This window comes from Pseudomonas reidholzensis (genome assembly GCF_900536025.1).
Taxonomy (GTDB): domain Bacteria; phylum Pseudomonadota; class Gammaproteobacteria; order Pseudomonadales; family Pseudomonadaceae; genus Aquipseudomonas; species Aquipseudomonas reidholzensis.
On sequence record NZ_UNOZ01000013.1, the window covers coordinates 185244 to 211602 of the forward strand.

The window sequence follows — 26359 nt, forward strand, 5'->3', positions numbered from 1 at the left end:
CATTTTGCAAGGCCATAGACTGCGCCTCTGGCCCCCATAGAATCTGAACCTTTGACCCCACGGTGGTGCCTGACAAACACTTGGGCTATCCAATGTGCCAGGAGGTTCCCGATGTCCGCTCACCCGTCCGCCACCCCGATGAACGATGACGAGGCTGCGGCCTTTGCCGATGAAGTCTTCGAGCGTGCCCGCCGTGGCGACGCCGCCATGCTCGAGCGCCTGCTCGCCAGCGGCTTGCCGGCCAACCTGCGCAACCACAAGGGCGACACGCTGCTGATGCTCGCCAGCTACCACGGCCAGCACGAGGCGGTGCGGGTGCTCCTGGCACACGGCGCCGACCCGCTGATCGCCAACGACAACGGCCAGTTGCCGATTGCTGGCGCGGCGTTCAAGGGCGACCTGCCGATGATCCAGCTGCTGCTGGAGCACGGCGTGCCGGTGGACGCCGCCGCTGCCGACGGGCGCACCGCCTTGATGCTCGCGGCGATGTTCAACCGCAACGAGATCCTCGACTACCTGCTGGCCCAGGGCGCCGACCCGGCGCACCAGGACGCCCGTGGCGCAAATGCCCTGGCCGCAGCGCAAACCATGGGCGCGGTGGACACCGCCGCGCGCCTGCAGGCGCTGGCCGGCTAACCCTCAGGGGGCGTTTGCGGCTATCCTTGGTGACTTTTTCACCACTGCAGAGCCCCCTCATGAAAGACCAGTTGCGCGAATTCATCAGCCTCATCGGCGCCGGTTGCATGCCCGATGAAGACATCGAGCGCATCGCCGACGAGGCGGCCCAGGCGTACGCCGACCCGGCCGCCTTCCTGGCCGCCAATCCGGACATCATCTACGACGACAGCTTCCCGATCCCGCTGGGTGAATGGGTGGTGCTCGGCAGCCTGCCAGAAACCGTGGTGTTCCTGGGCGACAGCTACCAGGAGCTGTTCCAGAGCATTACCGACTCGTTCGACAAGAGTGTGGCGCTGAACCTCAAGCCCAAGCAGCTGGCCAAGACCGAGGCGCTGACCGCGCTCAATCGCATCCAGGTGCAGATGGGCGCGTTGAACAAAGAGGCGGGGGGGTATGTGCTGCTCAACTTCAGCCAGTTGCTGGATGACGAGCTGCAGATGGTGATGGTCGGGCAGAACGACCTGGCGCGGGTGCTGGAGCTGGGTGAGGCGGTGGGCATCAAGGTGGAGCCGGCGTTGGAAGCCCTCAAGGTCGCCGTTCACGTTTAAATCGGTGTACTGGGGCGGCTGCGCCGCCCTTCGCGGGTGAACCCGCTCCCACAGGGGTTAGCGGCGATCCCTGTGGGAGCGGGTTCACCCGCGAAGGGCCGCAAAGCGGCCCCAATGCTCAACCCAACGCGGTGTCGAGAAACATCATCACCGCAAACCCGCCCATCAACCCCAGGGTGGCCGCCGTCTGGTGCCCATTGCGGTGGGTCTCCGGAATCACTTCGTGGGACACCACAAAAATCATCGCCCCCGCCGCCAGCCCCATGCTGATCGGGTAAGCGAGGGCAAACCCGGTCGAAATCCCCAGCCCCATCACCGCCCCCAACGGCTCCATCATCCCGGAACCAACCGCCACCAGCGCCGCCTTCAGATTCGACAACCCGGTAGCCCGCAACGCCAGCGCCACGGCCAGCCCTTCAGGAATGTCCTGGATCGCGATGGCACTGGTCAGCGGCAGGCCGATGTTCATGTCGCCATTGGCAAAGCTCACCCCAATCGCCATGCCCTCCGGCAGGTTGTGCAAGGTAATCGCCAGCACGAACAGCCACACCCGGTTGATCCGCGCGGCGTCTGGCCCGCACGGCCCGGTGCTTTCGTGCTCATGCGGGGTAAAACGGTCGAGGCCAAGCATCAACAGCACGCCCAGGCCCATGCCGAGCACCACGGTAAACGCCGCCGCCGGGCCGTTGCCGGTGATCTCGCGGGCCGCGTCCAGGCCCGGCAAAATCAATGAGAACGAGCTGGCGGCGAGCATCATCCCCGCGGCAAAGCCGAGCATCACATCCTGGCTGCGGGCGCTGACATCGCGCAGCACCACCGCCAGCACCGCGCCCAGCGCCGTGGCGCCAAAGCCGGCGAGGCCACCCAGCACGGCCAGGTGCAGGTGCTGCGCGTGATCGCCGTTGACCGCGTTCCACAGGCTCGCCAGCAGCAGCGCGATGATCGCGACCAGGCTCAGGCCCAGGCCGGCACTGAGCCAGGGCGTGTTGCTCGCTTGCTGGCGCCAGGCGCTGAGCATCGAGGAGGGGGCGGCGCTTTCGGTGTGGGCGGGGGGCATGCGGACCTCAGGGCAGGGAATCAAGGCAGTCTACCCAGTGACCTGCGCGAGCGGCCAAGGATTCCCTTCTATCGACGTGATAGCCGCTATGCTCAGGCTCACAGCGATCGACGGCGGGAGCGGCGACATGGGTTCGACATTCAATGGGTTGGTGGGGCTGATCATTCTGGCCTTGGACATCTGGGCGATTCTCAATGTGGTCAAGAGCGGGGTCGGGGTGGGGGCCAAGGTGCTGTGGATTCTGCTGATTTTGTTACTGCCTGTGATTGGCCTGATCATCTGGGCGATTGCCGGGCCGCGGGGCAATATCCGTATCTGATTCTGCAGGGTTGGCCTCTTCGCGGGGCAAGCCCGCTCCCACAGGTACCGCGTCGCTCTGAAGGTATGCGGGGATCCTGTGGGAGCGGGCTTGCCCCGCGAAGAGGCCGTTGCTGACACCCCGCCTAAATCCCCGTGACATAATTTTCACACTGGATTAACCAGAATCCGCGCCGCACAATGCTGCGTTCGCCCACTCGCCACGTTTGATGGCAGGGCTGCCGGGCGTTTACTGTCGCCTTCCCGCAAACCGCAATCCTAGGATCTCCCCATTCATGGCTAACACGGATGCCTTGAAACAACGGGCCGTGCCGGTCCCGTTCGCGCCGACCCTCAAATCGCACCTGGCCTACACCTTGCTCTGCGGTCTGGTCATCATGCTGATGCTCAGCCTGGTGCGCCTGGGGCTGCTGGTCTACAACAGCGACATGATCGGCGATACGCCGGCCGCCACCGTCGCAGAGGGCTTCCTCAATGGCCTGCGCTTCGACCTGCGGGTCGTGGTGTACCTGAGCATTCCCCTGCTGCTGGCGATCCTCAGCCCGGCCGCGATGGCGGCTCGCGGGCTGTTCCGCGCCTGGCTGACGATTGCCGCGAGCACCGTCATGTTCCTCGGCCTGCTGGAAATGGACTTCTATCGCGAGTTCCACCAGCGCCTCAACGGCCTGGTCTTCCAGTACGTCAAGGAAGACCCGAAAACCGTCATGAGCATGCTCTGGTACGGCTTCCCGGTGGTCCGCTACCTGCTCGCCTGGCTGTTCGGCACCTGGCTGCTGAGCCTGCTGTTCAAGGGCGTCGACCGCCTCACCCGGCCTGGCCGCGGTGCAGGTTCCGCAGTGGGCGCGCGCCCGGTCGCGGTCTGGTACTACCGCCTGGCCGTGTTCATGGTGGTCCTGCTGGTGGCCGTGGTCGCCGCCCGTGGCACCCTGCGCCAAGGCCCGCCGATGCGTTGGGGGGATGCCTTCACCACCGATTCCAACTTCGTCAACCAGCTCGGCCTTAACGGCACGCTGACCCTGATCGACGCCGCCCATAGCCGCTTCGGTGAAGACCGCGCCAACCTGTGGAAGGCCACCCTCGACCCGGTCGAGGCCCAGCAAAGCGTGCGTGACCTGCTGCTGACGCCGCACGACACCCTGGTCGATGCCGACGAAGCGGCGATCCGCCGTGACTTCGTGCCGCCGGCCGAACGCACCCTGCCGATCAAGAACGTCGTGGTGATCCTCATGGAGAGCTTCGCCGGTCACTCGGTCGGCGCCCTGGGCAGCCCGAACAACATCACCCCGTACTTCGACAAGCTGGCCAAGGAGGGTCTGCTGTTCGACCGTTTCTTCTCCAACGGCACCCATACCCACCAGGGCATGTTCGCCACCATGGCCTGCTTCCCCAACCTGCCGGGCTTCGAGTACCTGATGCAGACGCCCGAGGGCAGCCACAAGCTGTCGGGCCTGCCGGCGCTGCTCAGTGCGCGCGACTACGACGACGTGTACGTCTACAACGGTGACTTCGCCTGGGACAACCAGTCCGGTTTCTTCGGCAACCAGGGCATGACCACCTTTATCGGCCGTAACGACTTCGTCAACCCGGTGTTCTCCGACCCGACCTGGGGCGTGTCCGACCAGGACATGTTCGACCGTGGCGCCGAAGAGCTGGCCAAACGCGACGGCAGCAAGCCGATCTATGCCTTGCTGCAGACGCTGTCCAACCACACCCCGTACGCGCTGCCCAAAGACCTGCCGGTCGAGCCAGTGACCGGCCAGGGCCGTCTCGACGAGCACCTCACCGCCATGCGCTACTCCGACTGGGCGCTGGGGCAGTTCTTCGAGAAGGCGCGCAAGGAGCCGTACTTCAAGGAAACCCTGTTCGTCATCGTCGGCGACCACGGCTTCGGCAACCACCAGCAGGTCACCGAGCTCGACCTCGGCCGCTTCAACGTGCCGCTGCTGCTGATCGGCCCGGGGATCCAGGAGAAGTTCGGCGCGCTCGACCACACCGTCGGTACCCAGGTCGACATCGTGCCGACCATCATGGGCCGCCTGGGTGGCACCACTCGCCATCAGTGCTGGGGCCGTGACCTGCTCAACCTGCCGGAAGGCGACCCGGGCGTGGGCATCATCAAGCCGTCGGGTAGCGAGCAGATCGTTGGCCTGGTGCAGGGTGACCGCATACTCATCGAGTCCAAGGACATGACCCCGCGCCTGTACCGCTACCAGCTGGGCAGTGAGTTCAAGGCCGAGCTGATCGAGGGTGCCGACCAGCCGGCGCTGCTGAAAAACCTCGAGGCGTATATCCAGACCGCGACCAAGAGCTTGCTGGATAACACCGCCGGTGTGGTGCACGGCACGCCTAAATAAGTTGCTTCAGTAACAGCTGCTGTTGAGCGAGGGCTCGCCGGGTGACCGGCGAGCCCTTTTTCATGCGCGCTCGGCACCCCATGCTGAACAATGCGCCCGGGCTGGGGTCAAGCTAGAACGGATGTCACTCAATGCGTTACCAGCGAGGGCTATTCAATGAAAGAGTGGGAAGTCATCTTTGCCGACCAGAAAGGCGAACCGACCACGCTGTTGCTCACCGCCGAGCAGCGTCCCAGTGATGAGGAGGCGGCGCGGGCGATCCGCACCAAGCTGTTCCCGCTGCTGGACGAGTTGGACCTCAACGACTTCCAGGACCGCAGCCAATCCCCCACCGCGCGCTGGCTCAAGGAGCAGAGTGGCGTGACCATCAGCGATATCCGCGAACTGCCCTGAGCAGCCTGTTCTGGCGTAGTGCCGCTGCAGGCACTACGCTGGATGAACGCATCGGCCTTTTCTGCGGGTCGGTGTGGGTTCCATCGCGTCTTGCATCAGCTCGAACTGCCAGGTGCCTTCACGGGCCGGGTAGGTGCGTAGTGCACGGAAAGTCTATCCATTGCATTATTCAGGAGGACGATTCATGAGCAGCCAGAACGACGATATCAGCAGCAATGTCCTGAGCCAGATGAAAGCTGGCGGTTTCGACTTCACCCAGATCCACCCCATCGAGTTTTACGCGGTTTTTCCCAATGAAGACGGCGCGCGGCGAGCCGCCGGACAGTTTCGTGGCGAGTCCTTGAATGCTCAGGTGCGTGAACGGGACGATGGCGGCTGGGACCTGGAGTTGAGCAAGATCATGTATGCCACTTACCGGGGTATTGGTGCCTTCGAGGAAACCTTCGAGGGGGTCGTTGGCCCTCTGGGCGGCGAGGTCGAAGGCTGGGGCGTCAAACACGAAAGGCCTCGGGCCTGATCCACCGCGCCGCCCTTTTCGCGGGTAAACCCGCTCCTACAGGGGTTGAGAATCTGTAGGAGCGGGCTTGCCCGCGATAAAGGCGACGCGGTCTCAAGGCTTGCGCTTGGCCATATGCCCCAGATACGCCAGCAGGGCATCCAGCTCCTGCTCACTCAACACCGCTTCAGCAAACCCCGGCATCTTCGCCTGGGGCCACTGCCGCAACCCCTGCGGGTCCCGAATATAACGGCGCAAGAACGCCGGCTGAAAATACTCGGTCGGGCTATAGGGCACATTCAAATCCGGCCCAAACTGCGCATCCCCCGCCCCATTGAGCCGATGACACGCCAGGCAGTTCTGCTGAAACAAGGCAAACCCCTGGCGCACCGGGTCATCACTGGCAAGCTTGGGGTCGGGCAGCAATGCCGGGAACCGCTGTTCAACCGAGGCCAGCCGACGGATCGTGGCAATCTGGAACGGCCATTGCTCCGGTCGAATGCCACCCGCCTGCGGGTCACTCCACACCAGATAGAACGGCCCCGCACTCGGCTTGCCCTGGCCCAGCGCCGGCCACGGCTGGGCCGAGTCTTCCACCGCCAGCCAGGCCCGCGCCGGCCCTGCCTGCAGCAGCGGAGCCGCCGGCATCTCCGCAGCAAACCCATCCAGCGCCACCGCCTGCAGGTGATCGTCCGCCGTCACGCCCTCGAGCAGCGCCGCCAGCGGCACCACGCGATAACGCATGGGCCGCTTGTAGGCAACGTCCTGGGCAATGTCGAGGCTGCGGGCCTGCGGATGGCTGAGCAGCGCGGCGCTGCTCCATCGGCGTGAGTGCTCACCCAGCTCGAGGTTCAGTTGCGCTGCGCACAGCGGCAGGCTGAACAGCAAGGCGAGCAGGGCAAGGGTGTGGCGCATGGGCGATCTCCAACCGTCAGGGTTGGCAGGTTACCTGTGCGCGGCGTGCAAATTCCACAGCCACCTTCAGCCAAACAGCCGCGTGAGGTTCGGCAGGATCAGCAGCAATGTGGTGGCGAACAATATAAGTCCGGCTTGGCGTAGTTTCGATTGTCTGTACATGGCGGACCGCCTTCTTGTTGTTATTCCTGAATAGCCGTTGGCTTCCTTGTCACGTGTCGGGTCGATCGCAGCGGCGTAAACCTTCGCCGATCCTGCTTGCCTCCTGTGTGTGGATATACAACCAACAGTAGGGTGTAGGTGATCCCTGTTTCAGAACGCTTTGTTCTAACCGCAAAACCACCGAACGAATTTGCTTGTAAGGCCACTGGCCAGCAGCCTGGCAGGCTGGGGCTAGACGAGTGCGCGACGGTGGTTACCAAGGGTGACAGGGCCTACCGTTCGTCAGTGCATCCTACTTGCTTGTACGTGTCTTTCGCGTCAGTCTCTACAGCAAATCCCACCCATGTCGTTCAGGACTATCGCTATGTCGTTACGCATCTGCATCCTTGAAACCGATGTTCTGCGACCGGAGTTGACGGCGCAGTACCAAGGTTACGGAAGGATGTTCGAGCAGCTGTTCTTGCGTCAGTCGGTCAAGGCCGAGTTTCGTGTTTACAACGTGATGAACGGTGATTACCCCCCGGACGGCGAAGTCTTCGATGCGTACCTGGTGACGGGCAGCAAGGCCGACTCGTTCGGCAGCGATCCGTGGATCCAGACCCTCAAGGTCTACCTGCTGAAACTCTACGAGCGTGGCGAGAAGTTGCTCGGCGTGTGTTTCGGCCATCAACTGCTGGCGCTGGTGCTCGGTGGCAAGGCCGAGCGCGCCGACCGTGGTTGGGGCGTGGGCATTCATCGCTACAGCCTGGCGGCCCATGCGCCGTGGATGGACCCCGAGGTGTCCGAGCTGACCTTGTTGATCAGCCACCAGGACCAGGTGACCGAGGTGCCCGCAGGCGCCACGGTGATCGCCTCCAGCGACTTCTGCCCGAATGCGGCCTACCACATCCGTGATCAGGTGTTGTGCTTCCAGGGGCATCCGGAGTTCGTCCACGACTATTCGCGGGCGTTGCTCGATGCGCGCCAGGCGTCGTTGGGTGATGAGGTGTATCAGCGGGCGATCGCCAGCCTCTCCGAGGAGCACCAGGGTGACCTGGTCGGCGAGTGGATGCTGCGCTTTGTCGGGCATTCGGCCAAGGGCAAGGAAAGCGCTGCCTGATCACCAGGCGTTGGTATTGCGCTGGCTCCTTCGCGGGTAAACCCGCTCCCACAGGCACGAGGTGTGCACAATACCTGTAGGAGCGGGTTTACCCGCGAAGAAGCCACCGCCGTCTTGAGCCCTACAACCACCCCGAGCGCTTGAAGCTCACAAACAGCCCGCTGCACCCCAGCCCGATCACCCCGAGCACGGCAAAATAGCCATAGTGCCAACCCAGCTCGGGCATGTTCTGGAAGTTCATCCCATAGATCCCGGCAATCGCCGTCGGAAACGCCAGGATCGCCGCCCACGCGGCAAACTTGCGCTGGGTGATGCTCTGCCGCGACGACTCCATCAGCATGCCGATCTCGATGGTCTGGCTGGCGATGTCGCGGATGCTGGCCAAGTCCTCCATCTGCCGGGTGACGTGGATCTGCACGTCGCGAAAATACGGGCGCATGTTCTTGTCGATGAACGGGAAGCTCAACCGTTGCAGCTCCTCGCTGATCTCCACCATCGGCGCCACATAGCGGCGCAGGCGCAGGATGTCGCGGCGCAGGCTGTGCAGGCGCTGGATGTCTTCTTCCTTGAGCGAATTGCTCAGCACGCTCTGCTCCAGCTCCTCGATCTCGCCGTGGATGGCTTCGCTGACCGGCTGGTAGTTTTCCGTGACGAAGTCGAGCAGGGCATACAGCACGAAGTCTTCGCCGTGCTCGAGCAGCAGCGGCCGCGCCTCACAGCGCTGGCGCACCAGTGCGTAGGATTTCGAGTGGCCGTTGCGGCAGGTGATGATGTAGCCGTTGCCGGCAAAGATGTGCGTTTCGATGAACTCCAGCTTGCCCTCATGGCGCACCGGCGAATAGGTGACGATGAACAGCGCGTCGCCAAAGGTCTCGAGCTTTGGCCGGCTGTGTTTCTCCAGGGCGTCCTCGATGGCCAGTTCGTGCAGGTTGAACTGGCACTGCAGGCTGGCCAGCGCCTCGGCGTCGGGCTCTTCGAGGCCGATCCAGACGAAGTGGCCGGGCTTTTGCGCCCACTCGCTGCCCTCGTCGATATTGATGTTGGTGACCTTTCTCCCGGCGCTGTACACCGCCGCTGCGACGACTCGACCCATGGCTGTCCGCTTATTCGGTTGAACACGAGACACAGCTTGGTCGGTCTGCGGCCGCAGGGCAACCGCCGCCGCATGCGCTTTCAACCCAGTTCACGGTGCAGCTGGTCAAGGCACTGCTGCATCGCCGCGCGACACTGCTCGATCAGCGCCGGCAGGCCGTCCTTGTCGAGCCCTGCGGTGGCGATTGGCGCCAGCGCCCGAACGACCACCGGGCGCCGGCACACACCCTGTGGGAGCGGCGGTGCGCCGGTGCGACTTGCCCCGCGAAGAGGCCGGCAGCCTCAGCCCATATGCTCCTGATCCCGCATGATCGCCTCATCGAGCAATTCCAGCAGCGCCTTGCGCACCTTGAGCTTGGTGTTCTTGTGCGCCAGCATGTTGAGCTTCTTCAGTTCGCGGGCGACCTGCACGGCGCGCTCGAGCAACTGCTCGGCCGGCACCACCTGGTCCAGGAACCCAGCATCCACGGCGTCCTGCGGTTCGAACATCTCGGCGTTGATCACCGAGCGGTGGAAGGCCGAGCGGCGCAGGCGATCGCGCGCCAGCTCGATACCGGCGTGGTGCATGGTCATGCCGATCTGCACTTCGTTGAGGCCGATCTTGTACGGCCCTTCGACGCCGATCCGGTAGTCGGCCGACAGCAGCAGGAACGCGCCCTTGGCCACGGCGTGCCCCGGGCAGGCGACGATCACCGGGAACGGGTGCGACAGCAGGCGCCGGGCCAGGGTCGAGCCGGCGGTCACCAGGCCGACCGCTTGTTGCGGGCCGGCGGTCATCACCTTGAGGTCGTAGCCGCCGGAAAGAATCCCCGGCTGGCCGGTGATGATCACCACCGCGCGGTCCTTCTCGGCCTGGTCGAGGGCGGCATTGAAGGCGGCGATGACATCCGGCGAGATGGCGTTGACCTTGCCGTTGTTCAGGGTCAGGGTGGCGACGCCTTCGTCCAGGTGGTAGTTGATCAGCTCGCTCATGACAGTGTCCTTTGTTGGAATGGCGATGACGTTACCCAGCGCGGCCCGGCAGGTAAAGCAGCAAGGCTGACCGGCCAGTCAGCGTCGGGCGGGCATGCCGTGTGGTTTGGGGGCAGGGCGCGGGGCCGAGGTAAAAGCGCTGGCGAGAATGGCAGCATTGCCTTGCTGCCTTGGGTTTTCCGCTCGATCTGCTTAAGCGCATGAAAATTCTGAAAAAAACGCTTGCCAAGGTAAAGGTGTTCGACTAAATTAGCGCGCCTCGACAGGCTGAATAGCTTGAAGAGAAACGGTGAAGTGTCCGAGTGGTCGAAGGAGCACGCCTGGAAAGTGTGTATACGAGAAATCGTATCAAGGGTTCAAATCCCTTCTTCACCGCCACATTCTACGAGAAGCCCCCGAATCGAAAGGTTCGGGGGCTTTTTGTTTTCGGCGCATTTTGGTTGCGGCTGCTGGCCCCATCGCGGGCAAGCCCGCTCCTACAATATCCGCGACATCCGCGACATCCGCGACATCCGCGACATCCGCGACATCCGCGACATCCGCGATATCCGCGACATCCGTGGTCTTCGCGGCGCCCCTGTAGGAGCGGGCTTGCCCGCGATGAGGCCGTCAGCAGCAACACCCACAAAGCATGCTGCCGCGAAATGGCCTGTTTCCTCAGAAGCTGACCGAAGCCGACAACCGCGCAGTCCTCGGCGCACCCTGGAACAGGTAGTTATCCCCCAGGTAATCGCCCACATCCCGCCAGTAACGTTTATCGAAGACGTTATCCACCGTCAGCCTCAGCACCGTGTCATACCCGCCGATCTCGGTCCGGTACCGGCTGCCGACATCGAACACGGTATACCCACCCACCTCGACACCACCTGCCTGACTAGCGTGCTTGCTGGCGCTGTAGCGCGCCCCGCCGAGCAGCGCCAGGCCCGCGATCGGCAAGCTGTAGTCGGCGTGCAGCGCCGCGCGCAAGCGTGGCACGTTGATCGCCTGATGGCCTTCGTAGGCATCGGTGCCGCTGTCCTCGACACGGGCGCGGATCGCCGCGGCGCTGGCCTGGATCTGCAGGCGCGAGGTGACCCAGCCGCTGGCGCCGAGCTCCAGGCCGGTGTTCTTCTGCTGGCCCTGCTGCACGTAGGTGTTGTCCTCGGGCCGCACGTACTGGTTGGCCTGGCGGATCTGGAACAGCGCGGCGGTGAAGCTCATGCCCTGCCAATCGCGCTTGATGCCCACTTCCAGCTGGCGGGAGAGGGTGGGGGCGAGGATGTCGTAACCGTTATTAGCGAACCATGGTGCGGTGCCACCTGCTGACAGGCCTTTGGAGTAGCTGGCGTAGAGCGTGGTGTCCGGGCGTGGTTTGTAGATCAGGGCGGCGTTGGGCAGCAACTGGTATTGCTGGGTGTGGCGGCCGGCTACGCCGTTTTCGTTCCAGGTTTTTTCGTCCAGGCGCACTTCACGGGCACCGAGCACGGTCTGCCATTGCTCGTTGAGGGTAATGCGATCACTGAAGAACAAACCGTACTGACGGCTATCCAGGCGGCGCTCGCTGGCGCCTACCGGCAGCTCTGACTGGGCCCAGGACGGCGTGTCAGCATTGATGTTGCCGTCGCCGACATCGATGTTGTAGTAAGGACGCTGATCAACCGTCCGGCGTTGGGCGCTGGTGCCAACAGTCAGCTCATGGCCAACGCTCAATGCGTCGAAGCGACCGTTGAGCATGGCCTGTGCTTCATCAGTACGGCGAGTATCGTCGGGGCTGCGGAAGTCATAGATGTCATAGTCGCCATCAGGGCTGAAGTGCGACTGCATGCCATTTTCGCTGCCCCACGCAAACGCACTGTAATCGTCAATCACCACCTTGCTGCGCGACGCACTCACCACCGCATTCCAGTCGTCATTGAAGCGGTACTCGAACCGCCCGCCGAGGTTCAGCGAGTCGTTCTGCACCGGCTTTGCCCACTGCTGGTACGCCAGTCGGTCATCAGGGTCGATGCCATGCGGCACCTCGGTCCCGCCGAGCAACTGATACCCCGGCACGGAGCGCTGCTCGCGGTGCTGATACTCGGCGTCCAGCTGCAGCGTGGCATTGGCGCTGATCTGCCAGTCGAACGCCAGCGAGGCGAAATCGCGCTTGCCGTCGGCATGGTCGACATACGAGCGGATGTCCTCATGGGCGAGGTTGGCGCGCAGGCCGAACTGCCGCTCGCTGCCGAACCAGCCGCCGAGGTCGGTGGCCAGGTACCGCTCGCCTTGCTCGTTGGTCGAAACGCTCACGCTGCGCACGTCTGCAGCGCGCTTGGTCACGTAGTTGACCAGGCCGCCCGGTTCCGACACACCGCTCTGCACCCCGGACAACCCCTTGAGCAGCTCGACCTGCTGCTTGTTCTCGAGGGCGACGTTCTGTTCACCGACGACGGTCTGGCCGTTGATCTTGTAGCTGCTGGCGGCATTCAGCTCGAAGCCGCGCACGTTGAAGTTCTCGTAATAACCGATCGGTGCGTAGCTTTCGCCGACCGAGGCATCGCTTTGCAGCACTTCGCTGAGCTTGCGCACCTGGCGGTCCTGCAGCAGTTGCTCGCTGAACACGCTGACCGCGGCCGGGGTGTCGAGCAGTGGCGACGGCTGCAAGCCGCCCAGCTGGGCCTCGCGGACCTGATAACCGTTGCTGCCGTACACGTCGGAAACCTCTAGCGGGGCGAGGGTCACGCTGGCGTCGGCCAGGGCGTGGCCGCTGTGCAGGGCAAGGCCAAGGCTGAGCAGGCTCAGCGGCAGGCGAGGGCGAAGCAAGGTCATGCGGGGCTCCTTGAAGGGCGGACGCGCCGTTATGGTTCGGCTGCTGTCGACGTGCGCAGTGCGGTGGCGGGCAGGGTGCCTGGCGGTGTTGCGCCGGCCAGGCAAAGGGGCGCCATGTTAGCAGGCGCAGGTAGGCCGGGCGCCCCTATTTAGGGGCGCTCAGTAAGGGAGACGAAAGACGGGTCGGTGGATTCAGCTGGCCGTTGAGCTCTGGCGGCGACGCCAGGTGTCGTCGATCTTCGACCAGGTCTTGCCATCGGTGATGGCCATCAGCTTGCGGCCGTCCTTGAAGGTGGCGACAAAGGTCGCTTCTTCTTCCTTGCCGCCCAGCCAGAGCCCGGCGATCAGCCCAACCGGGCCGGCCACCAGCGCTCCGGCCACCCCCCAGCCGAGCGCGGTGCCCAGGCTGCGGTTGGTTTCCAGGCTGGCCAGCTTGAGGTCCTGGATGCGCGCCAGGGAGATGCGTTCTCCGGGCGACTGGCTGCGCGGGGTCTTGAGTGTGAGCGATCCATTGCGATACTCGCCTTCACCTTGCAAGAAATCGCCGGATTGCACCGTGAGTCTTGTCATTGTGTCGTCCTGTCAGTGGGAGGGCTTTTGACCACTACCAATCCAAGACTGCGCTGGCCGGCAAGTCAAAGGCGAGGCGACGGAGGGTATGCGGCGGGATGTCGCCCACATTGGCCTCTTCGCGGGTAAACCCGCTCCCACAGGGTTCAGCGCATGCCCTTGTAGGCGCGGGCTTGCCCGCGATGAGGCCGCATCCCTCATCCTCAAGCGGTCTGGATCACCAGCTTGCGCTTGCGCTCGGCCAACCCCCACACCACCAGCGCCAGCGTGCCGATCACCAGCCCGGCCACCACGATGCCGATCCAGCCACTGCGCTCGAACAGCTGCGTGCCGAGCAGCGAGCCCAGCGCGCCGCCAATGAAGTAACAGGTGATATACCCGGCATTCAGCCGGGTGCGCGCTTCCGGGCGCAAAGCGATCACGGCGTTCTGGTTGCTGACATGCACCAGCTGCACCGCCAGGTCGAGCACCAGCACGCCAACCAGCAAGGCGATCAGCGAGTGCTCGGCAAAGCCCAGCGGGATCCACGCCAGCAGCAACGCCAGCAAGCCGACGGTGGTGCCCAGCGCGCCCCGGCCGCGGTCCGCCAGGCGCCCGGCCCAGTTCGCCGACAATGCGCCGGCCGCGCCCGCCAGGCCGAACAGGCCGATCGCCGCTTCCGAGTACTGATACGGCTCGCGCACCAGCAGAAACGCCAGCGGCGTCCAGAACAGCCCGAACAGGCTGAACGCCAACAGCCCCAGCAGCGAACGCAGGCGCAGCACCGGCTCTTCGACGAACAGGCGGAACACCGAGCCGATCAGCGCCGGGTATTTCAGGCCGGCATGGCTGTGGTGCTGCGGCAGGCTGCGGTACAGGGCAATGGCGCTGATCGCCATCAGCACCGCCGCCAGCACATAGATGCTGCGCCAGCCGCCCAGTTCGGCCATGAAGCCCGCCGCGGTGCGCGCCAGCAGAATGCCCAGCAGCAGGCCGCTCATCAGCGTACCGACGGCGCGCCCGCGCTGCTCGGGCGCGGTCAGGCTGGCGGCCATCGGCACGAGGATCTGCGCCACCACCGAGAACAGCCCGGTCAGTACCGTGCCGACCAGCAGCCAGGGAAGGTTGGGTGCGCAGGCACTGATGACCAGGCCGAGGGTGGCGATGGCGATCATGCAGACGATCAGGCGGCGCTGTTCGAACAGGTCGCCGAGCGGCGCCAGCAGCAACAGGCCGGCGCCGTAGCTGAGCTGCGCGGCGATGACGATGGTGCCTGCGCTGGCGGTGCTCAGGCCGAACTGCTCGGCGATGCTGTGCAGCAGCGGCTGGGCATAGTAGTTGCTGGCCACGGCCAGGCCGGTGGCGGTCGCCATCAGCAGGATCAGGGCGCGACTGAGGGTCGGGGCGTTCATGGCGAATCTCGTTGCGGGCAGAAGAAAAGTGCGGTCAGTATCGGCATGTTTCCGGCATGACACCAATGTATAGTTTTCAGCTTATCTATCTCGATTGCAGATCAATCCATGAACCTCAAGCAGCTCGAGTACGCCTTGGCCGTGGCCGACACCGGCAGTTTCACCCGCGCGGCCGAGCGTTGCCATGTGGTGCAGTCGGCGCTCAGCCATCAGGTCGCAAGGCTCGAGGCGCATTTGGGCGTCAGCCTGTTCGAGCGGACGTCGCGGCGGGTACGCCTGACGCCCGCCGGGGAGGCCTTCGTGCTCAGCGCGCGGCCGGCGGTTGAGGCTGCCCAGCGGATTGCCGATGACGTCGCGGCGGCCTGCGGGCAGGTGCGCGGCAGGCTGTCGATTGGCGAGATCAGCTCGTTGACGGCGCTCGACCTGGTCGACCTGCTGGCGGTGTTTCATGCGCGCTTCCCCGCCGTGGATGTGCGCTGGCTGACGGCCAAGAGCGAGTTGCTGGTGGCCGATGTCTGCGAGCGGCGGCTGGATGTCGGCTTTATCGGCCTGTGGCAGGGTGAGGTGCTGCAGGGGGTGCAGCACCGCTTGCTGGGTCGCGAGGAATTGGTGGCGGTGCTGCCGCCGGGGCATCCATTGGCCGGGCGCGAGCGCTTGGCCTTGGCAGATATAGCCGACCAGGTGCTGGTGGACTTCCCCGAGGGCACCGGGGCGCGGCGGCAGACCGACGAGGCGTTTCTGGCGGCCGGGCTGGTGCGGCGGGTGCAGTTCGAGATCGGGCATATTCGTCTGGTGGAGAAGTTCGTGCAGCGTGGGATGGCGGTGGGCTTGGTGCCGGAGCGCATTGCCAGGGACTTTGCCGGGGTCAGCGTGGCGCTGCTGGAGGATGCGCCGGTGCGGCATTTGTATGCGGTGTGGGCGGCCAGCCCGACGCCCGCGGCGCGGGCATTTTTGCAGGTGTTGGAGGAGAGCCTGCAATCGCCGCCTGGTTGATGATAGTGCTGGCCTTATCGCGGGCAAGCCCGCTCCTACAGAGCTGCGGTGAACCTGTAGGAGCGGGCTTGCCCGCGATAAGGCCGGCGTTGGCACCCCAAACCTCAGGCCGAGAAGCCGCCGTCCACGGTCAAGCTGGCGCCGGTGATATAGCCCGCCTCCGGCCCCGCGAGGTACGCCACGAAACTGGCAATCTCCTCGACACGCCCGTAGCGCCCAACTGCCATCAGCGGAATCAGGCTGTCGGCAAACTCGCCTTCGGCCGGGTTCATGTCGGTGTCCACCGGCCCAGGCTGCACATTGTTGACGGTGACCCCCTGTGGCCCGAGGTCGCGCGCCATGCCCTTGGTCAGCCCGACCAGCGCCGACTTGCTCATGGCATACGGCGCGCCGCCGGCAAACGGCATGCGCTCGGCATTGGTGCTGCCGATGTTGATGATCCGCCCGCCCTGGCCCATGTGCTTGGCCGCCGCCTGGCTGGCGACGAACACGCTGCGCACGTTGACCGCGAGCATCCGGTCGAAGTCGCCGAGGTCGAATTCGGCGACCGGCGCCACGGCCAGCACGCCGGCATTGTTGACCAGGATGTCGAGGCGGCCAAAGGTGTCCACCGTGGTCTGCACCGCCTGTTGCACGGCACTGGCGTCGGCGCTGTCGGCGCGCAGGGCGAGGGCCTTGCCGCCGGCCTGGTTGATCGCCTCGGCCAGGTTTTCAGCCGGGCCGGCCGAGCTGACGTAGGTGAACGCGACCTGCGCGCCTTGCTCCGCCAGGCGCCGCACGATGGCCGCACCGATGCCGCGCGAACCGCCTTGAACCAGAGCTACCTTACCGTCGAGATTACGTGGGATGGACATGCTGATCTCCTGCAGATGAGCAAGGCTGGATGCCTTGGGATGGGCGCAGTATCGGCCGAGGATTAGCTGCTGATAAGATGGCAATCGCGATCATCAGAGTAAACCTTGGGTTGTGAATCAATGGCCATGGAATCGTTCAGCACCCTGGAGTGCTTTATCCGCAGTGCCGAAGTCGGCAGCTTTGCCGAAGCGGCCCGGCGCCTCAGCCTGACCCCGGCGGCGGTGGGCAAGAATGTCGCGCAGCTGGAGGCGCGGCTGGGCGTGCGGTTGTTCCAGCGTAGTACGCGCAAGCTGACCCTGACCGAGGCCGGCCAGCGTTTTCTCGCAGAAGTCAGCGACAGCTTTCGCACCATTCAGTACGCCATGGCCAACCTGGCCAGCGCCGAAGGGCAGCCGGCGGGGCTGTTGCGGGTGAGCATGGGCACGGTGTTCGGCAGGCTGTATGTGGTGCCGCTGCTGGGTGAGTTTCTTCAGCGCTACCCGGCGATCACTCCGGACTGGCATTTCGACAACCGCCAGGTGGACCTGATCGGCCAGGGCTTCGACGCGGCCATTGGCGGCGGCTTCGACCTGCCGCCCGGCGTGGTGGCGCGGCGCCTGACGCCGGCGCACCGGGTGCTGGTGGCGGCGCCGGGGTACCTGGCGCAGCACCCGCCGATCACGGCGCCCGAGGACTTGCCGGGGCATGCCGGGATCCTCATCCGCTCACCGCAGACCGGGCGCGTGCGCGCGTGGCCGTTGACCAGCCGCTGGAAGGAGCAGCGGCCCTTGCAGTTGCGGCAGGCGATGACCATGAGCGACTCCGATGCGGCCTGCGCGGTGGCCGAGCAGGGCTTGGGGGTCGCCCTGGTGAGCTTGCCGTTTGCGGTGCCGTACCTGAGGGCGGGGCGCTTGCAGCGGGTGCTGGCGGATTGGTATGTGGATGACGGCAACATCAGTATTTATTACGCCGAGCACAAGCTGTTGCCGGGCAAGACCCGGGCGTTCATTGATTTTGTGGTGGAGCGGTTTGCTGAACAGGGATTGTTGCAGCAGTTCGATGCGTTGCAGGCGCTCTAGCGTTGTGGTGGCTGTGAGGGCCTCTTCGCGGGGCAAGTCGCATCGGCGCACCGCCGCTCCCACAGGTTCTCCGCTGGCCGGAAGAGCGGCGCCGAATCTCCCCCAGGTTCTCCGCTGGCCGGAAGAGCGGCGCCGAACCTCCTCCAGGTTCTCCGCTGGCCGGAAGAGCGGCGCCGAACCTGTGGGAGCGGGCTTGCCCCGTGAAGAGGCCGGGTCAGACTACCTCGACCACAAAGGCCACTTGCGCCACCCCGGCCACCACCAGACGCACTTCGTCATCGACGCCTTTGCCCAGCAGGGCCTGCCCCAGCGGCGAGCGCGGGGTGATCACGGTCACCTGCTGCGCCCCTTCGCCAATCTTCAGCCCAGCCCCCTCAGGCCCGATGAACAGTAATCGCTGCACGCCGTCCTCATCCTCCAGCGTCACCAGGTTGCTGACCTGGATCCCCCGCGCCGGGTCGTAGTCGCGCGGGCGCAATTGCTGAAAGGTCAGCAGCGCCTCACGGATCTCGGCCGTGCGCCGGGCTTGGCCGGTCGCCAGGTACGACGCTTCGAGCCCAAGCGTGTCGTACTTGTTCTCGGCGATGTTCTCTTCGGCGGTGGCCGTTTCGTAAGCGGTCTGGGCCGCACGGCGCAACACCTCGACGTCATGTTCGAGGGTTTCGACGATGCGGGCGAGCAGGGCGGTCTTGTTCATGGTCAGTAGCAGAACTCCAGCACATTGGCCTGGCTCTTGTCGGTGGGGGCGGTGCGGTTCTGTTGCAGCCAGAACTGGCACTTGGGCTTGTTCAGGTTGCGCGGGTTGCCCTGGGCCGCTTGGGCCGCCTGCTCGGCTTCCTGGTTGTGCAGGATGTCCTTGTAGCGTTCGAACATCTGCGCCTGGGCATCGGCCGGGGGCACAGGTGCCGGCGCCACGGCGGCCGGGGCGATGACCTGGGCCACCGGTTGCACCTGCTCCGGCCACAGGCGCAGCGCCAACCACAGGCTCAGGCCGATGGCCACGGCGCCCAGCCACAGGCCAAAGGCGATACAGGCGATCAGTTGCACGGGCTTGAGGGTAATCTTCAGTTCGCGGCGGCGGTAGCGGTTCATGGCAGCCTCCTGGCAGGGCGGGTGATGGCGGGCATTGTCGCATGCGCCACGGACAAATTTTCAGCACAGTGCTTTTGTCGGCGACAATTTATCCGCAGAATCGCCGGCTTTTCCGCGCGAACAAGGGCGAGTGGCGATGAAAACCACCTGGGACATCTTCTGCACCGTCGTCGACAACTATGGCGACATCGGCGTCACCTGGCGCCTGGCCCGGCAACTGGTGGCCGAGCACGACCTGGCGGTGCGCCTGTGGGTCGACGACCTGCAGTCGTTCGTGCGCCTGTGCCCCGAGGCGGATGCCAACGCCGAGCAGCAATGCCAGCAGGGCGTCGACGTGCGCCGTTGGCCCGCCGACTGGCAGCTAGCCGCGCCGGCCGATGTCGTGGTGGGTGCCTTTGCTTGCCAGCTGCCCGCGGCCTACATCGAAGCGATGCGCCAGCAGCCCACGCCGCCGCTGTGGCTCAACCTCGAGTACCTGAGTGCCGAGGACTGGGTCGAAGGCTGCCATGGCCTGCCCTCGCCGCAGGCCAATGGGTTGCGCAAGGTGTTTTTCTTCCCCGGCTTTACCGCAGGCACTGGCGGCCTGCTGCGCGAGGCCTCGTTGCTGGCGCGGCGGGATGCCTTCAAGGGCCAGCGCTCGGCGTTTCTCGCAGGGCTGGGCGTGCAGGTGCAGGCCGGCAGCCGGCTGATGTCGCTGTTCGCCTACGAAAACCCGCAACTGGCCAATTGGCTCGATGCGCTGGTGGCCGATACCCAGCCCACCCACCTGCTGGTGCCGCAAGGTCGGGTGCTCGCCGACCTCGGCCAGTGGCTGGGCGAGGCCGAGCTGGCGCCCGGCGCGCTGCATCAGCGCGGGGCGTTGACGGTGCAGGTGGTGCCGTTCGTCAGTCAGGACGACTACGACAAGCTGCTCTGGTCGTGTGACTTCAATGCCGTGCGCGGCGAAGACTCGTTCGTCCGCGCGCAGTGGGCGGGCGTGCCGATGCTGTGGCACATCTATGTGCAGGAAGAGAACGCCCATTGGGAAAAACTCGACGCCTTTCTCGCGCTTTATCGCCAGGGCCTGTCGGACCCGGCGGCGGCCGCGCTGGGCGAATTGTCCCGGGCGTGGAACATGGACCGCGACATGGGCCAGGCCTGGCGAGCGCTGCAGCCGCACTGGGATGAACTGCAGCAATACGCGCGTGGGTGGGCGGCAGGGCAGGCCGCTCGGCCGGACCTTGCCACGGCGCTAGTACACTTTTACCGAAATTCGCTATGATACGCGGCCTCGATTTTTATAAATCCATCCAGATTCGGATATTTAGCAATGAAAACTGGTAAAGAAATCAAACCCGGTACCGTTCTGCGCATCGATAACGATCCGTGGCTGGTCCAGAAAGCTGAATTCACCAAGTCGGGCCGTAACAGCGCGATCATGAAGACCAAGCTGAAGAACCTGCTGACCGGCTACAAGACCGAAACCGTTTACGGTGCGGACGACAAGCTGGACGACGTGATCCTGGATCGCAAAGAAGCGACCCTGTCGTTCATCAGCGGTGACCAGTACACCTTCATGGACACCACCGACTACACCATGTACGAACTGAACGCCGAAGACATCGAGGCCGTTCTGCCGTACATCGAAGAAGGCATGACCGACGTCTGCGAAGCCGTGTTCTTCGAAGACCGTCTGGTATCGGTAGAGCTGCCGACCACCATCAGCCGTAAAGTCGTCTACACCGAGAATTCCGCTCGTGGCGACACTTCGGGCAAGGTCATGAAGCCTGCCAAGCTGTCCAACGGTACTGAAGTACAGGTCGCTGACTTCATCGAAATCGACGAAATGATCGATATCGACACCCGCGACGGTAGCTTCAAGGGCCGTTCCAAGAAGTAATCACTTCTTGCGACCGCAAAAAAACCCGGCCTTGGCCGGGTTTTTTTATGCCTGCGCGATCGTCAGACCGTCACATGCAGGCGTACGTCGACGTTGCCGCGGGTGGCGTTGGAGTACGGGCACACCTGGTGGGCCTTCTCGACCAGCGCTTCGGCGTCCGCCTGGGCCAAGCCTGGCAGGTTGATCTCCAGGTCGATGTCCAGGCCGAAACCACCGGGGATCTGGCCAATGCCGACCTTGGCGGTGATCGACGCGTCTGCCGGCAGAGCTTTCTTCTCTTGCCCGGCGACGAATTTCAGGGCGCCGATGAAGCAGGCCGAATAGCCCGCGGCAAACAGCTGCTCCGGGTTGCTGCCTTCACCGCCCGCGCCGCCGAGCTCCTTGGGGGTGCTCAGCTTGACCTCGAGTTTGCCGTCGCTGGAGCGGGAGCTGCCATCGCGACCGCCAGTGGACGTCGCTTGTGCAATGTACAGGGGAGTGACCTTTTGCATCGTGAGCCTCGCGAATGTGCTGTGCGCCGAAGCGCTGGGTGGGTATGGGATTTAAATTAGCGCGCAATTATTTAGTGCGCAAGATAAATCTTCAGCCGTTCGTCCGAACGGTCACCTCACAGCATAGCCCTCAGAGGCTTTTTTGCAGGCTGGTGCGCAGCGCGAGCAGCTCGGCTTGCAGCTGTTGCAGGCGCTCCAGGCTCTGGCCGCTGGCCTGCAGGATGCACGTCGGCACCTGCTTGGCCTCGGTTTTCAGGGCCTGGCCCTTGTCGGTCAGTTGCACCAGTACCACCCGTTCGTCTTCGCGGCTGCGGGTGCGCTTGAGCAGGCCTTCGCTTTCCAGGCGCTTGAGCAGGGGCGTCAGTGAGCCGGGGTCGGTGAGCAGGCGGTGGCTGATCTCCCCGACGGTCAGGCCGTCCTGCTCCCACAGCACCAGCATCGCCAGGTATTGCGGGTAGGTCAGGCCGAGGGCCTGGAGCAAGGGCTTGTAGACCTTGGTCATCAGCAACGAGGTGGAGTGCAGGGCAAAGCAGACCTGGTTGTCCAGCAGCAGCTCGTCGCAAGGGGCGTTGTTGTCGGCGTTCATGCAGGTCCTTGGAAGGTTCGGATTATAAATCGCCATGCGGCGGGTTAAGCGCAGGCATCAACAGCGTAATTCATGGCGCAAGGCCAAGTCCCAAGGGGGCACAGGGCTGAAGCGGCTCTTGAGGAATTCGAGCAGCAAGCGGCTGCGAGAGTTCGTTTCATGTGCCAGGCGTAGCGCATAAACGCCGCTGGTCTCAGGTTTTGGCAGGCCGTTGTGGCAAAACAGCGGCAGCAGCTCGCCGCGCAGCAGGTAGTCGCTGATCAGCCAGGTCGGCAGGTGGGCGATGCCCAGCCCCGCCAGGGCGCCGAACAACAGGGTCTCGGCGTTGTTGGCCGCCATGCGCATGCGCGCCGGGCGGTACAGGCGGGTCTGGCCGTCGACGCTGAAGCGCCAGGCGAACGGCGGCGCCAGGCCGTCCCAGTCGAGGCCGTCGTGGCCGGGCAGTTCGCTGGGGCAGCTGGGCATGCCGCGGCTGGCCAGGTAGGCCGGGCTGGCGCAGGCGATGCGCACCATGTAGGCCAGTGGGGTGGCCACCAGGCGGGTGTCGGCCAGGGGGCCGGCGCGCAGCACCAGGTCGACCTCACCCAGGTGGCTGCCGTGCAGGTCGACGAAGCTGTCGATCAGGCGCAGTTGCACGTCCAGCCCCGGGTAGGCGACCAGAAAGTCGGCGATCGCCGGTGCCAGGTGGCGGCGGCCAAAGGCAGCGGGGGCGTCGACGCGGATCAGGCCCTCGGGGGCGTTGCTCAGCGACACCGCCTCGGCGCGGGCCAGGCGCAGCTCGTCGATGATGCGCCGGGCGCGTTCGGCGAAGGCATTGCCGGCCGGCGTCGCGCGCACCGCGTGGGTGCTGCGCACGAACAGGCGGCTGCCGACAGCCGCTTCCAGGTTGTCGATGCGCCGCGCCACCGCCGAGGGGGTCAGCGGATGACGACGGGCGGCAGCGGAAAAACTGCCGGACTCCAGCACATCGAGAAACAGGCTGAGTTGTTCGGTCAGGGTATCGGGGTTCATGGCAGGTCTGCTTATGCGAGTTACGCACAGCCATTGTGCGCTGCTGTGCGTTTCCCCGCCAGGCCGCAATCGTTAGCATGCACACATTCTGTAACAGGCAGGCGAGGCCCTGATGATCGAGTGGTTGATGTATATCGTGCTGGGCGCTGCGCTGGGTACCGTGGGCGGGTTGTTCGGGATCGGCGGTGGCTTGATCGCGATCCCTGCGCTGGGCGTGTTGTTCGGCCTGGACCAGCAGATGGCGCAAGGCACCGCGCTGGTGATGGTGGTACCCAACGTGCTGCTGGCGCTGTGGCGTTATCACCAGCGCAACCGCATCGAGTTGCGCCATGCCTTGCCGCTGTCGCTGTGCAGCCTGGTGTTCGCCTGGCTGGGCTCGATCTGGGCGGTGGGCATCGATGCGCACTCGATGCGCCTGGGCTTTGTCGGCTTTCTGGTCGCGCTGGCGGGGTGGAACGTGGCGCGGATGTTCATGCGCGTGGCGCCGGCGAGCAGCGAGATCCGCTATGGCTGGCCGTGGCTGGGGGTGCTGGGGAGTTTTGCCGGGAGCATGGGCGGGCTGTTCGGGGTAGGTGGCGCGGTGGTTGCCACGCCGATCCTGACCAGTGTGTTCGGCACCACGCAAGTGGTGGCGCAGGGGCTGTCGCTGGCGCTGGCGGCGCCGAGCACCTCGGTCACCTTGCTGACCTATGGGCTGCACCACAGTGTCGACTGGCAGGTGGGGGTGCCGCTGGCGGTGGGTGGGCTGTTGAGCATCAGTTGGGGCGTGAAACTGGCTCACGCCCTGCCGGAGAAGGTGCTGCGCACGCTGTTCTGTGGGTTTTTGGTGGTGTGTGCGGTGATGCTCGTGTTCGAGTTGTAGGGTCAGCCGCCCTTACAGCGCAAACCCTTCGCTGATGTAGTCGGCCATGCAGTCGGTGATCGGCGATTGGGTCTGCGGGTTGCGCAGCAGCATGACATTGGCCACCGGCAACTGCGGCAGCCCGTCCTGCTCGCCGAGGATGCGGATGTTGCCGCCGATCAGGCTCTGCAATTGCGCCGTCACCGCCAGGCCGGCCGTGACGATTGCAAAGATCGCCGCCAGGCTGGGGCTGGTGTAGGCGATCCGGTAGTCGATGCCTTGGGTCTCGAGGGCATTGCAGGTCCAGGCCCGGCAAAAACAGTCGGTATTGAACAGCGCCAGCGGCATCGGCCGCTGCTCTTGTGGGCAGAAGCCTTGCGCGGCCGCCCACACCAGCCGCTCCTGGCGCAACAGTTGGCCGACTTCATGCCCAGGCTCGCGGGTGACGATGGTCAGGTCGAGGTCCTGGCGCAGCATCAGTTGCTTGGACGACTCGCAGTGCACCTCCACCTGGATCAACGGGTAGGCCTGGGCGAAGCTGGAGAGGATGCTCGGCAGGAAGCGCATGGCGTAGTCGTCCGGTGTGCCAATGCGCACCACGCCGACCATGTGCGGGCTGCGCAGGGTGTTGAACACTTCGCCCTGCAGCTTGAGGATGCGCCGGGCATAGCCGAGCAGCACCTGGCCCTCCGCCGTCAGGCGGACCTGGCGGCCATCGCGCTCGAACAGCTGGCGCTGGAGGATGTCTTCCTCGAGGCGCTTCATCTGCATGCTGACCGCCGACTGGGTGCGGTTGACCACTTCACCGGCGCGGGTAAAACCGCCTAGCTCGGCGATCGCGACGAAGGTGCGCAGGACGTCGGAATCGAGGGTCTGGTACTGGGACATTGCATCAATCTCCGAGATGCATGGCATCAGAAACATTCGTTGGATTGATCCTAAGCCCAGCGCGAGACTGACGCCATCCACACGGAGGGCTTCACGATGAAAGGTCATGCCAGCGTTACCCAGCAACCGGTGTTTACCCTGAGCCACGTGTTCCATGAGGTCGCTCAGCGCCTGGCGCGCTGGCACCAGCTGTACCGCCAGCGTCGGGAGTTGGCACAGCTTAGCGATGCGACGCTGGCCGACCTGGGGTTGAGTCGGGCGGATATCCAGCAAGAGGCCGAGCGGCCGTTCTGGGATGATCCGCTGCGCAAATGAAGGGGTGGGGTCGTGTCAGTGCTGGCCTCATCGCGGGCAAGCCCGCTCCTACAGGGGTTGTGCAGATCCTGTAGGAGCGGCGGTGCGGCGATCCGACTTGCCCGCGATGAGGCCCGCGCGGTTTAGCGGCGGACTTGCTTCAACGTCTCGGCAATCAGGAACGCCAGCTCCAGCGACTGATCGGCATTCAGCCGTGGGTCGCAATGGGTGTGGTAGCGGTCCGACAAGCCATCTTCGGTAATCGGCCGGGCGCCACCGATGCACTCGGTGACGTTCTGCCCGGTCATCTCGATATGAATCCCGCCGGCGTACGAACCCTCGGCCTGGTGCACCTGGAAGAACTGCTTCACCTCATCGAGGATCTGCGCGAAGTCGCGGGTCTTGTAGCCGCTGCTGGCCTTGATGGTGTTGGCGTGCATCGGGTCCGAGCTCCACAGCACCTGGCGCCCCTCGCGCTCGACGGTGCGGATCAGCCCCGGCAGGTGCTCGCCGACCTTGCCGGCGCCCATCCGCACGATCAGGTTGAGGCGGCCCGGGTCGTTGCTCGGGTTGAGCACGTCGATCAGGCGGATCAGCTCCTCAGGGTTCATGCTCGGGCCGACCTTGACCCCGATCGGGTTGTGCACCCCGCGCAGGAACTCCACATGAGCGCCGTCCAGCTGGCGTGTGCGGTCGCCGATCCAGAGCATGTGCGCCGAACAGTCGTAGTAGTCGCCGGTCAGGCTGTCACTGCGCACGAAGGCTTGCTCGTAGTTGAGCAGCAGCGCCTCGTGGGCGGTGAAGAAGCTGGTCTCGCGCAGCTGCGGCGCCGTGTCCAGGCCGCAGGCGCGCATGAACGCCAGGGTCTCGTCGATGCGGTCGGCGAGCTGGTGGTATTTGTCGGCCAGCGCCGAGTTGGCGATGAAGTCGAGGTTCCACTTGTGCACCTGGTGCAGGTCGGCAAAGCCGCCCTGGGCAAAGGCGCGCAGCAGGTTGAGGCTGGCGGTGGACTGGTGGTAGGCCTGCAGCAGGCGCTCCGGGTCGGGGATGCGGCTCGCGGTATCGAAGCCGATGCCGTTGACGATGTCGCCACGGTAGGCCGGCAGGGTGACCTGGCCAATGGTCTCGTCGCCGGTCGAGCGCGGCTTGGCGAACTGGCCGGCCATGCGCCCGACCTTGACCACCGGGCAGCCGGCGGCAAAGGTCATGACAATGGCCATCTGCAGCAGCACCTTGAAGGTGTCACGGATCTTCGCGGCAGAAAACTCGGCAAAGCTCTCGGCGCAGTCACCGCCCTGCAGCAGGAACGCGCGGCCCTGGGTCACCTCGGCAAACTGGCGGCGCAGCTCGCGCGCCTCGCCCGCGAAGACCAGCGGCGGGTAGCTGGCCAGGGTCTGTTCGACCTTGTGCAGGTGCGCGGCGTCGGGGTAGGTGGGTTGCTGCTGGATCGGCAGCGCACGCCAGCTTTCAGGGCTCCAGGGTTGCGTCATCACGGGCTCTATGTGGGTCTGGTATTAGGTGCCTGTCATGGTATCAGGT

Annotated in this window: 29 protein-coding genes and 1 tRNA gene; 14 read left to right on the forward strand and 16 right to left on the reverse strand. The window is 64.8% G+C overall.

Going from position 1 to position 26359, the window contains the following annotated elements; translation table 11 throughout:
• The first annotated feature begins 111 nt into the window (after window positions 1-111).
• A complete protein-coding gene (locus tag CCOS865_RS08810; RefSeq protein ID WP_119139866.1) occupies window positions 112-636 on the forward strand; it encodes an ankyrin repeat domain-containing protein in 525 nt (174 codons plus the stop codon).
• Between the two features lie 59 nt (window positions 637-695).
• Complete coding sequence (locus CCOS865_RS08815; protein WP_119139868.1) at window positions 696-1226, forward strand: hypothetical protein; 531 nt, start codon at window positions 696-698, stop codon at window positions 1224-1226.
• 118 nt (window positions 1227-1344) lie between these two features.
• Here the strand turns inward: CCOS865_RS08815 and CCOS865_RS08820 are convergent, their stop codons facing one another.
• Complete coding sequence (locus tag CCOS865_RS08820; RefSeq protein WP_119139870.1) at window positions 1345-2283, reverse strand: ZIP family metal transporter; 939 nt, start codon at window positions 2281-2283, stop codon at window positions 1345-1347.
• Between the two features lie 127 nt (window positions 2284-2410).
• Here CCOS865_RS08820 and CCOS865_RS08825 point away from each other — a divergent pair, with 127 nt between their 5' ends.
• The 4 genes from CCOS865_RS08825 to CCOS865_RS08840 all read left to right on the forward strand — a co-directional run bounded on the left by CCOS865_RS08825 (window position 2411) and on the right by CCOS865_RS08840 (window position 5865).
• Window positions 2411-2602: a PLDc N-terminal domain-containing protein gene (locus CCOS865_RS08825; RefSeq protein WP_119140957.1), complete on the forward strand. Its 192-nt coding sequence runs from the start codon at window positions 2411-2413 to the stop codon at window positions 2600-2602.
• Window positions 2603-2876: 274 nt separating this feature from the next.
• Window positions 2877-4955, forward strand: a complete 2079-nt coding sequence (locus CCOS865_RS08830) for an LTA synthase family protein (protein ID WP_119139872.1) — start codon at window positions 2877-2879, stop codon at window positions 4953-4955.
• 156 nt (window positions 4956-5111) lie between these two features.
• Window positions 5112-5348 (forward strand): hypothetical protein, encoded by a 237-nt coding sequence (locus tag CCOS865_RS08835; RefSeq protein ID WP_119139874.1) that lies wholly within the window; start codon window positions 5112-5114, stop codon window positions 5346-5348.
• A gap of 184 nt (window positions 5349-5532) precedes the next feature.
• Window positions 5533-5865, forward strand: a complete 333-nt coding sequence (locus CCOS865_RS08840) for a ribonuclease E inhibitor RraB (protein WP_119139875.1) — start codon at window positions 5533-5535, stop codon at window positions 5863-5865.
• A 93-nt stretch (window positions 5866-5958) separates the two neighbouring features.
• Here CCOS865_RS08840 and CCOS865_RS08845 read toward each other — a convergent pair whose 3' ends face one another.
• Complete coding sequence (locus tag CCOS865_RS08845; RefSeq protein WP_119139877.1) at window positions 5959-6759, reverse strand: cytochrome c; 801 nt, start codon at window positions 6757-6759, stop codon at window positions 5959-5961.
• 526 nt (window positions 6760-7285) lie between these two features.
• On the opposite strand from CCOS865_RS08845, the gene CCOS865_RS08850 reads away from it, so the two are divergent.
• On the forward strand, window positions 7286-8020 hold the full coding sequence (locus CCOS865_RS08850; RefSeq protein ID WP_119139879.1) for an amidotransferase: 735 nt from the start codon (window positions 7286-7288) through the stop codon (window positions 8018-8020).
• Between the two features lie 121 nt (window positions 8021-8141).
• On the opposite strand, the gene CCOS865_RS08855 is transcribed toward CCOS865_RS08850, so the two are convergent.
• The 3 genes from CCOS865_RS08855 to CCOS865_RS08860 all read right to left on the reverse strand — a co-directional run bounded on the left by CCOS865_RS08855 (window position 8142) and on the right by CCOS865_RS08860 (window position 10084).
• Window positions 8142-9113: a magnesium and cobalt transport protein CorA gene (locus CCOS865_RS08855; protein WP_119139881.1), complete on the reverse strand. Its 972-nt coding sequence runs from the start codon at window positions 9111-9113 to the stop codon at window positions 8142-8144.
• 80 nt (window positions 9114-9193) lie between these two features.
• A complete protein-coding gene (locus CCOS865_RS28385) occupies window positions 9194-9322 on the reverse strand; it encodes a hypothetical protein (RefSeq protein ID WP_415842658.1) in 129 nt (42 codons plus the stop codon).
• A gap of 72 nt (window positions 9323-9394) precedes the next feature.
• Window positions 9395-10084 carry a crotonase/enoyl-CoA hydratase family protein gene (locus tag CCOS865_RS08860; protein ID WP_119139883.1) on the reverse strand — a complete coding sequence of 230 codons (690 nt, stop codon included), beginning with the start codon at window positions 10082-10084 and terminating at the stop codon, window positions 9395-9397.
• Window positions 10085-10372: 288 nt separating this feature from the next.
• Here CCOS865_RS08860 and CCOS865_RS08865 point away from each other — a divergent pair.
• A tRNA-Ser gene (locus CCOS865_RS08865) sits at window positions 10373-10462 on the forward strand.
• Between the two features lie 279 nt (window positions 10463-10741).
• Here CCOS865_RS08865 and CCOS865_RS08870 read toward each other — a convergent pair.
• From CCOS865_RS08870 to CCOS865_RS08880, 3 genes are all read right to left on the reverse strand, one after another.
• A complete protein-coding gene (locus tag CCOS865_RS08870) occupies window positions 10742-12871 on the reverse strand; it encodes a TonB-dependent siderophore receptor (protein WP_119139885.1) in 2130 nt (709 codons plus the stop codon).
• Window positions 12872-13063: 192 nt separating this feature from the next.
• The gene (locus CCOS865_RS08875) at window positions 13064-13441 is read right to left on the reverse strand and encodes a hypothetical protein (RefSeq protein ID WP_119139887.1); all 378 of its coding nucleotides are present in this window, start codon (window positions 13439-13441) and stop codon (window positions 13064-13066) included.
• Window positions 13442-13644: 203 nt separating this feature from the next.
• Entirely contained in the window at window positions 13645-14832 is a 1188-nt protein-coding gene (locus tag CCOS865_RS08880) for an MFS transporter (RefSeq protein ID WP_119139889.1), read from the reverse strand.
• A gap of 108 nt (window positions 14833-14940) precedes the next feature.
• On the opposite strand from CCOS865_RS08880, the gene CCOS865_RS08885 reads away from it, so the two are divergent.
• Entirely contained in the window at window positions 14941-15825 is an 885-nt protein-coding gene (locus tag CCOS865_RS08885; RefSeq protein WP_119139891.1) for a LysR family transcriptional regulator, read from the forward strand.
• A 104-nt stretch (window positions 15826-15929) separates the two neighbouring features.
• On the opposite strand, the gene CCOS865_RS08890 is transcribed toward CCOS865_RS08885, so the two are convergent.
• Window positions 15930-16679 carry a 3-oxoacyl-ACP reductase family protein gene (locus CCOS865_RS08890; RefSeq protein ID WP_119139893.1) on the reverse strand — a complete coding sequence of 250 codons (750 nt, stop codon included), beginning with the start codon at window positions 16677-16679 and terminating at the stop codon, window positions 15930-15932.
• Window positions 16680-16799: 120 nt separating this feature from the next.
• Between CCOS865_RS08890 and CCOS865_RS08895 the strand changes: the two genes are divergently transcribed.
• Window positions 16800-17738, forward strand: coding sequence for a LysR family transcriptional regulator (locus CCOS865_RS08895; RefSeq protein WP_119139895.1), 939 nt, complete (start codon window positions 16800-16802; stop codon window positions 17736-17738).
• A gap of 214 nt (window positions 17739-17952) precedes the next feature.
• Here CCOS865_RS08895 and CCOS865_RS08900 read toward each other — a convergent pair whose 3' ends face one another.
• Window positions 17953-18435, reverse strand: coding sequence for a GreA/GreB family elongation factor (locus CCOS865_RS08900; RefSeq protein WP_119139897.1), 483 nt, complete (start codon window positions 18433-18435; stop codon window positions 17953-17955).
• A gap of 2 nt (window positions 18436-18437) precedes the next feature.
• Window positions 18438-18830: a hypothetical protein gene (locus CCOS865_RS08905; protein ID WP_119139899.1), complete on the reverse strand. Its 393-nt coding sequence runs from the start codon at window positions 18828-18830 to the stop codon at window positions 18438-18440.
• Window positions 18831-18966: 136 nt separating this feature from the next.
• On the opposite strand from CCOS865_RS08905, the gene earP reads away from it, so the two are divergent.
• Together earP and efp are read left to right on the forward strand one after the other, a co-directional pair.
• Window positions 18967-20091, forward strand: coding sequence for an elongation factor P maturation arginine rhamnosyltransferase EarP (earP, locus tag CCOS865_RS08910; RefSeq protein ID WP_119139901.1), 1125 nt, complete (start codon window positions 18967-18969; stop codon window positions 20089-20091).
• Window positions 20092-20139: 48 nt separating this feature from the next.
• Complete coding sequence (gene efp / locus CCOS865_RS08915) at window positions 20140-20709, forward strand: elongation factor P (RefSeq protein WP_119139903.1); 570 nt, start codon at window positions 20140-20142, stop codon at window positions 20707-20709.
• A 62-nt stretch (window positions 20710-20771) separates the two neighbouring features.
• Here the strand turns inward: efp and CCOS865_RS08920 are convergent, their stop codons facing one another.
• The 3 genes from CCOS865_RS08920 to CCOS865_RS08930 all read right to left on the reverse strand — a co-directional run bounded on the left by CCOS865_RS08920 (window position 20772) and on the right by CCOS865_RS08930 (window position 22797).
• Entirely contained in the window at window positions 20772-21200 is a 429-nt protein-coding gene (locus CCOS865_RS08920) for an organic hydroperoxide resistance protein (RefSeq protein ID WP_119139905.1), read from the reverse strand.
• 130 nt (window positions 21201-21330) lie between these two features.
• The gene (locus CCOS865_RS08925; protein ID WP_119139907.1) at window positions 21331-21786 is read right to left on the reverse strand and encodes a MarR family winged helix-turn-helix transcriptional regulator; all 456 of its coding nucleotides are present in this window, start codon (window positions 21784-21786) and stop codon (window positions 21331-21333) included.
• 57 nt (window positions 21787-21843) lie between these two features.
• Window positions 21844-22797 carry a LysR family transcriptional regulator gene (locus tag CCOS865_RS08930; protein WP_119139909.1) on the reverse strand — a complete coding sequence of 318 codons (954 nt, stop codon included), beginning with the start codon at window positions 22795-22797 and terminating at the stop codon, window positions 21844-21846.
• A 112-nt stretch (window positions 22798-22909) separates the two neighbouring features.
• Between CCOS865_RS08930 and CCOS865_RS08935 the strand changes: the two genes are divergently transcribed.
• Window positions 22910-23659 (forward strand): sulfite exporter TauE/SafE family protein, encoded by a 750-nt coding sequence (locus CCOS865_RS08935; RefSeq protein WP_119139911.1) that lies wholly within the window; start codon window positions 22910-22912, stop codon window positions 23657-23659.
• Between the two features lie 12 nt (window positions 23660-23671).
• Here the strand turns inward: CCOS865_RS08935 and CCOS865_RS08940 are convergent, their stop codons facing one another.
• Entirely contained in the window at window positions 23672-24526 is an 855-nt protein-coding gene (locus tag CCOS865_RS08940) for a LysR substrate-binding domain-containing protein (RefSeq protein ID WP_119140959.1), read from the reverse strand.
• Between the two features lie 96 nt (window positions 24527-24622).
• Here CCOS865_RS08940 and CCOS865_RS08945 point away from each other — a divergent pair, with 96 nt between their 5' ends.
• Complete coding sequence (locus tag CCOS865_RS08945; protein WP_119139913.1) at window positions 24623-24841, forward strand: DUF1127 domain-containing protein; 219 nt, start codon at window positions 24623-24625, stop codon at window positions 24839-24841.
• Window positions 24842-24963: 122 nt separating this feature from the next.
• On the opposite strand, the gene CCOS865_RS08950 is transcribed toward CCOS865_RS08945, so the two are convergent.
• Window positions 24964-26310, reverse strand: a complete 1347-nt coding sequence (locus tag CCOS865_RS08950; protein WP_119139915.1) for a class II 3-deoxy-7-phosphoheptulonate synthase — start codon at window positions 26308-26310, stop codon at window positions 24964-24966.
• Window positions 26311-26359: the final 49 nt, after the last annotated feature.

Bases quoted from the DNA above. Each gene is read 5' to 3' on its own strand.
- CCOS865_RS08880 (WP_119139889.1), bottom strand. From the start codon at position 14,832: ATGAACGCCCCGACCCTCAGTCGCGCCCTGATCCTGCTGATGGCGACC.
- CCOS865_RS08820 (WP_119139870.1), bottom strand. From the start codon at position 2,283: ATGCCCCCCGCCCACACCGAAAGCGCCGCCCCCTCCTCGATGCTCAGC.
- CCOS865_RS08945 (WP_119139913.1), top strand. From the start codon at position 24,623: ATGAAAGGTCATGCCAGCGTTACCCAGCAACCGGTGTTTACCCTGAGC.
- CCOS865_RS08840 (WP_119139875.1), top strand. From the start codon at position 5,533: ATGAGCAGCCAGAACGACGATATCAGCAGCAATGTCCTGAGCCAGATG.
- CCOS865_RS08890 (WP_119139893.1), bottom strand. From the start codon at position 16,679: ATGTCCATCCCACGTAATCTCGACGGTAAGGTAGCTCTGGTTCAAGGC.
- CCOS865_RS08925 (WP_119139907.1), bottom strand. From the start codon at position 21,786: ATGAACGCCGACAACAACGCCCCTTGCGACGAGCTGCTGCTGGACAAC.
- CCOS865_RS08845 (WP_119139877.1), bottom strand. From the start codon at position 6,759: ATGCGCCACACCCTTGCCCTGCTCGCCTTGCTGTTCAGCCTGCCGCTG.
- CCOS865_RS08825 (WP_119140957.1), top strand. From the start codon at position 2,411: ATGGGTTCGACATTCAATGGGTTGGTGGGGCTGATCATTCTGGCCTTG.
- earP (WP_119139901.1), top strand. From the start codon at position 18,967: ATGAAAACCACCTGGGACATCTTCTGCACCGTCGTCGACAACTATGGC.
- CCOS865_RS08850 (WP_119139879.1), top strand. From the start codon at position 7,286: ATGTCGTTACGCATCTGCATCCTTGAAACCGATGTTCTGCGACCGGAG.
- CCOS865_RS08920 (WP_119139905.1), bottom strand. From the start codon at position 21,200: ATGCAAAAGGTCACTCCCCTGTACATTGCACAAGCGACGTCCACTGGC.
- CCOS865_RS08870 (WP_119139885.1), bottom strand. From the start codon at position 12,871: ATGACCTTGCTTCGCCCTCGCCTGCCGCTGAGCCTGCTCAGCCTTGGC.
- CCOS865_RS08815 (WP_119139868.1), top strand. From the start codon at position 696: ATGAAAGACCAGTTGCGCGAATTCATCAGCCTCATCGGCGCCGGTTGC.
- CCOS865_RS08895 (WP_119139895.1), top strand. From the start codon at position 16,800: ATGGCCATGGAATCGTTCAGCACCCTGGAGTGCTTTATCCGCAGTGCC.
- CCOS865_RS08900 (WP_119139897.1), bottom strand. From the start codon at position 18,435: ATGAACAAGACCGCCCTGCTCGCCCGCATCGTCGAAACCCTCGAACAT.
- efp (WP_119139903.1), top strand. From the start codon at position 20,140: ATGAAAACTGGTAAAGAAATCAAACCCGGTACCGTTCTGCGCATCGAT.
- CCOS865_RS08940 (WP_119140959.1), bottom strand. From the start codon at position 24,526: ATGTCCCAGTACCAGACCCTCGATTCCGACGTCCTGCGCACCTTCGTC.
- CCOS865_RS08935 (WP_119139911.1), top strand. From the start codon at position 22,910: ATGATCGAGTGGTTGATGTATATCGTGCTGGGCGCTGCGCTGGGTACC.
- CCOS865_RS08835 (WP_119139874.1), top strand. From the start codon at position 5,112: ATGAAAGAGTGGGAAGTCATCTTTGCCGACCAGAAAGGCGAACCGACC.
- CCOS865_RS08830 (WP_119139872.1), top strand. From the start codon at position 2,877: ATGGCTAACACGGATGCCTTGAAACAACGGGCCGTGCCGGTCCCGTTC.
- CCOS865_RS08875 (WP_119139887.1), bottom strand. From the start codon at position 13,441: ATGACAAGACTCACGGTGCAATCCGGCGATTTCTTGCAAGGTGAAGGC.
- CCOS865_RS08885 (WP_119139891.1), top strand. From the start codon at position 14,941: ATGAACCTCAAGCAGCTCGAGTACGCCTTGGCCGTGGCCGACACCGGC.
- CCOS865_RS08905 (WP_119139899.1), bottom strand. From the start codon at position 18,830: ATGAACCGCTACCGCCGCCGCGAACTGAAGATTACCCTCAAGCCCGTG.
- CCOS865_RS08930 (WP_119139909.1), bottom strand. From the start codon at position 22,797: ATGAACCCCGATACCCTGACCGAACAACTCAGCCTGTTTCTCGATGTG.
- CCOS865_RS08855 (WP_119139881.1), bottom strand. From the start codon at position 9,113: ATGGGTCGAGTCGTCGCAGCGGCGGTGTACAGCGCCGGGAGAAAGGTC.
- CCOS865_RS08810 (WP_119139866.1), top strand. From the start codon at position 112: ATGTCCGCTCACCCGTCCGCCACCCCGATGAACGATGACGAGGCTGCG.
- CCOS865_RS08860 (WP_119139883.1), bottom strand. From the start codon at position 10,084: ATGAGCGAGCTGATCAACTACCACCTGGACGAAGGCGTCGCCACCCTG.
- CCOS865_RS08950 (WP_119139915.1), bottom strand. From the start codon at position 26,310: ATGACGCAACCCTGGAGCCCTGAAAGCTGGCGTGCGCTGCCGATCCAG.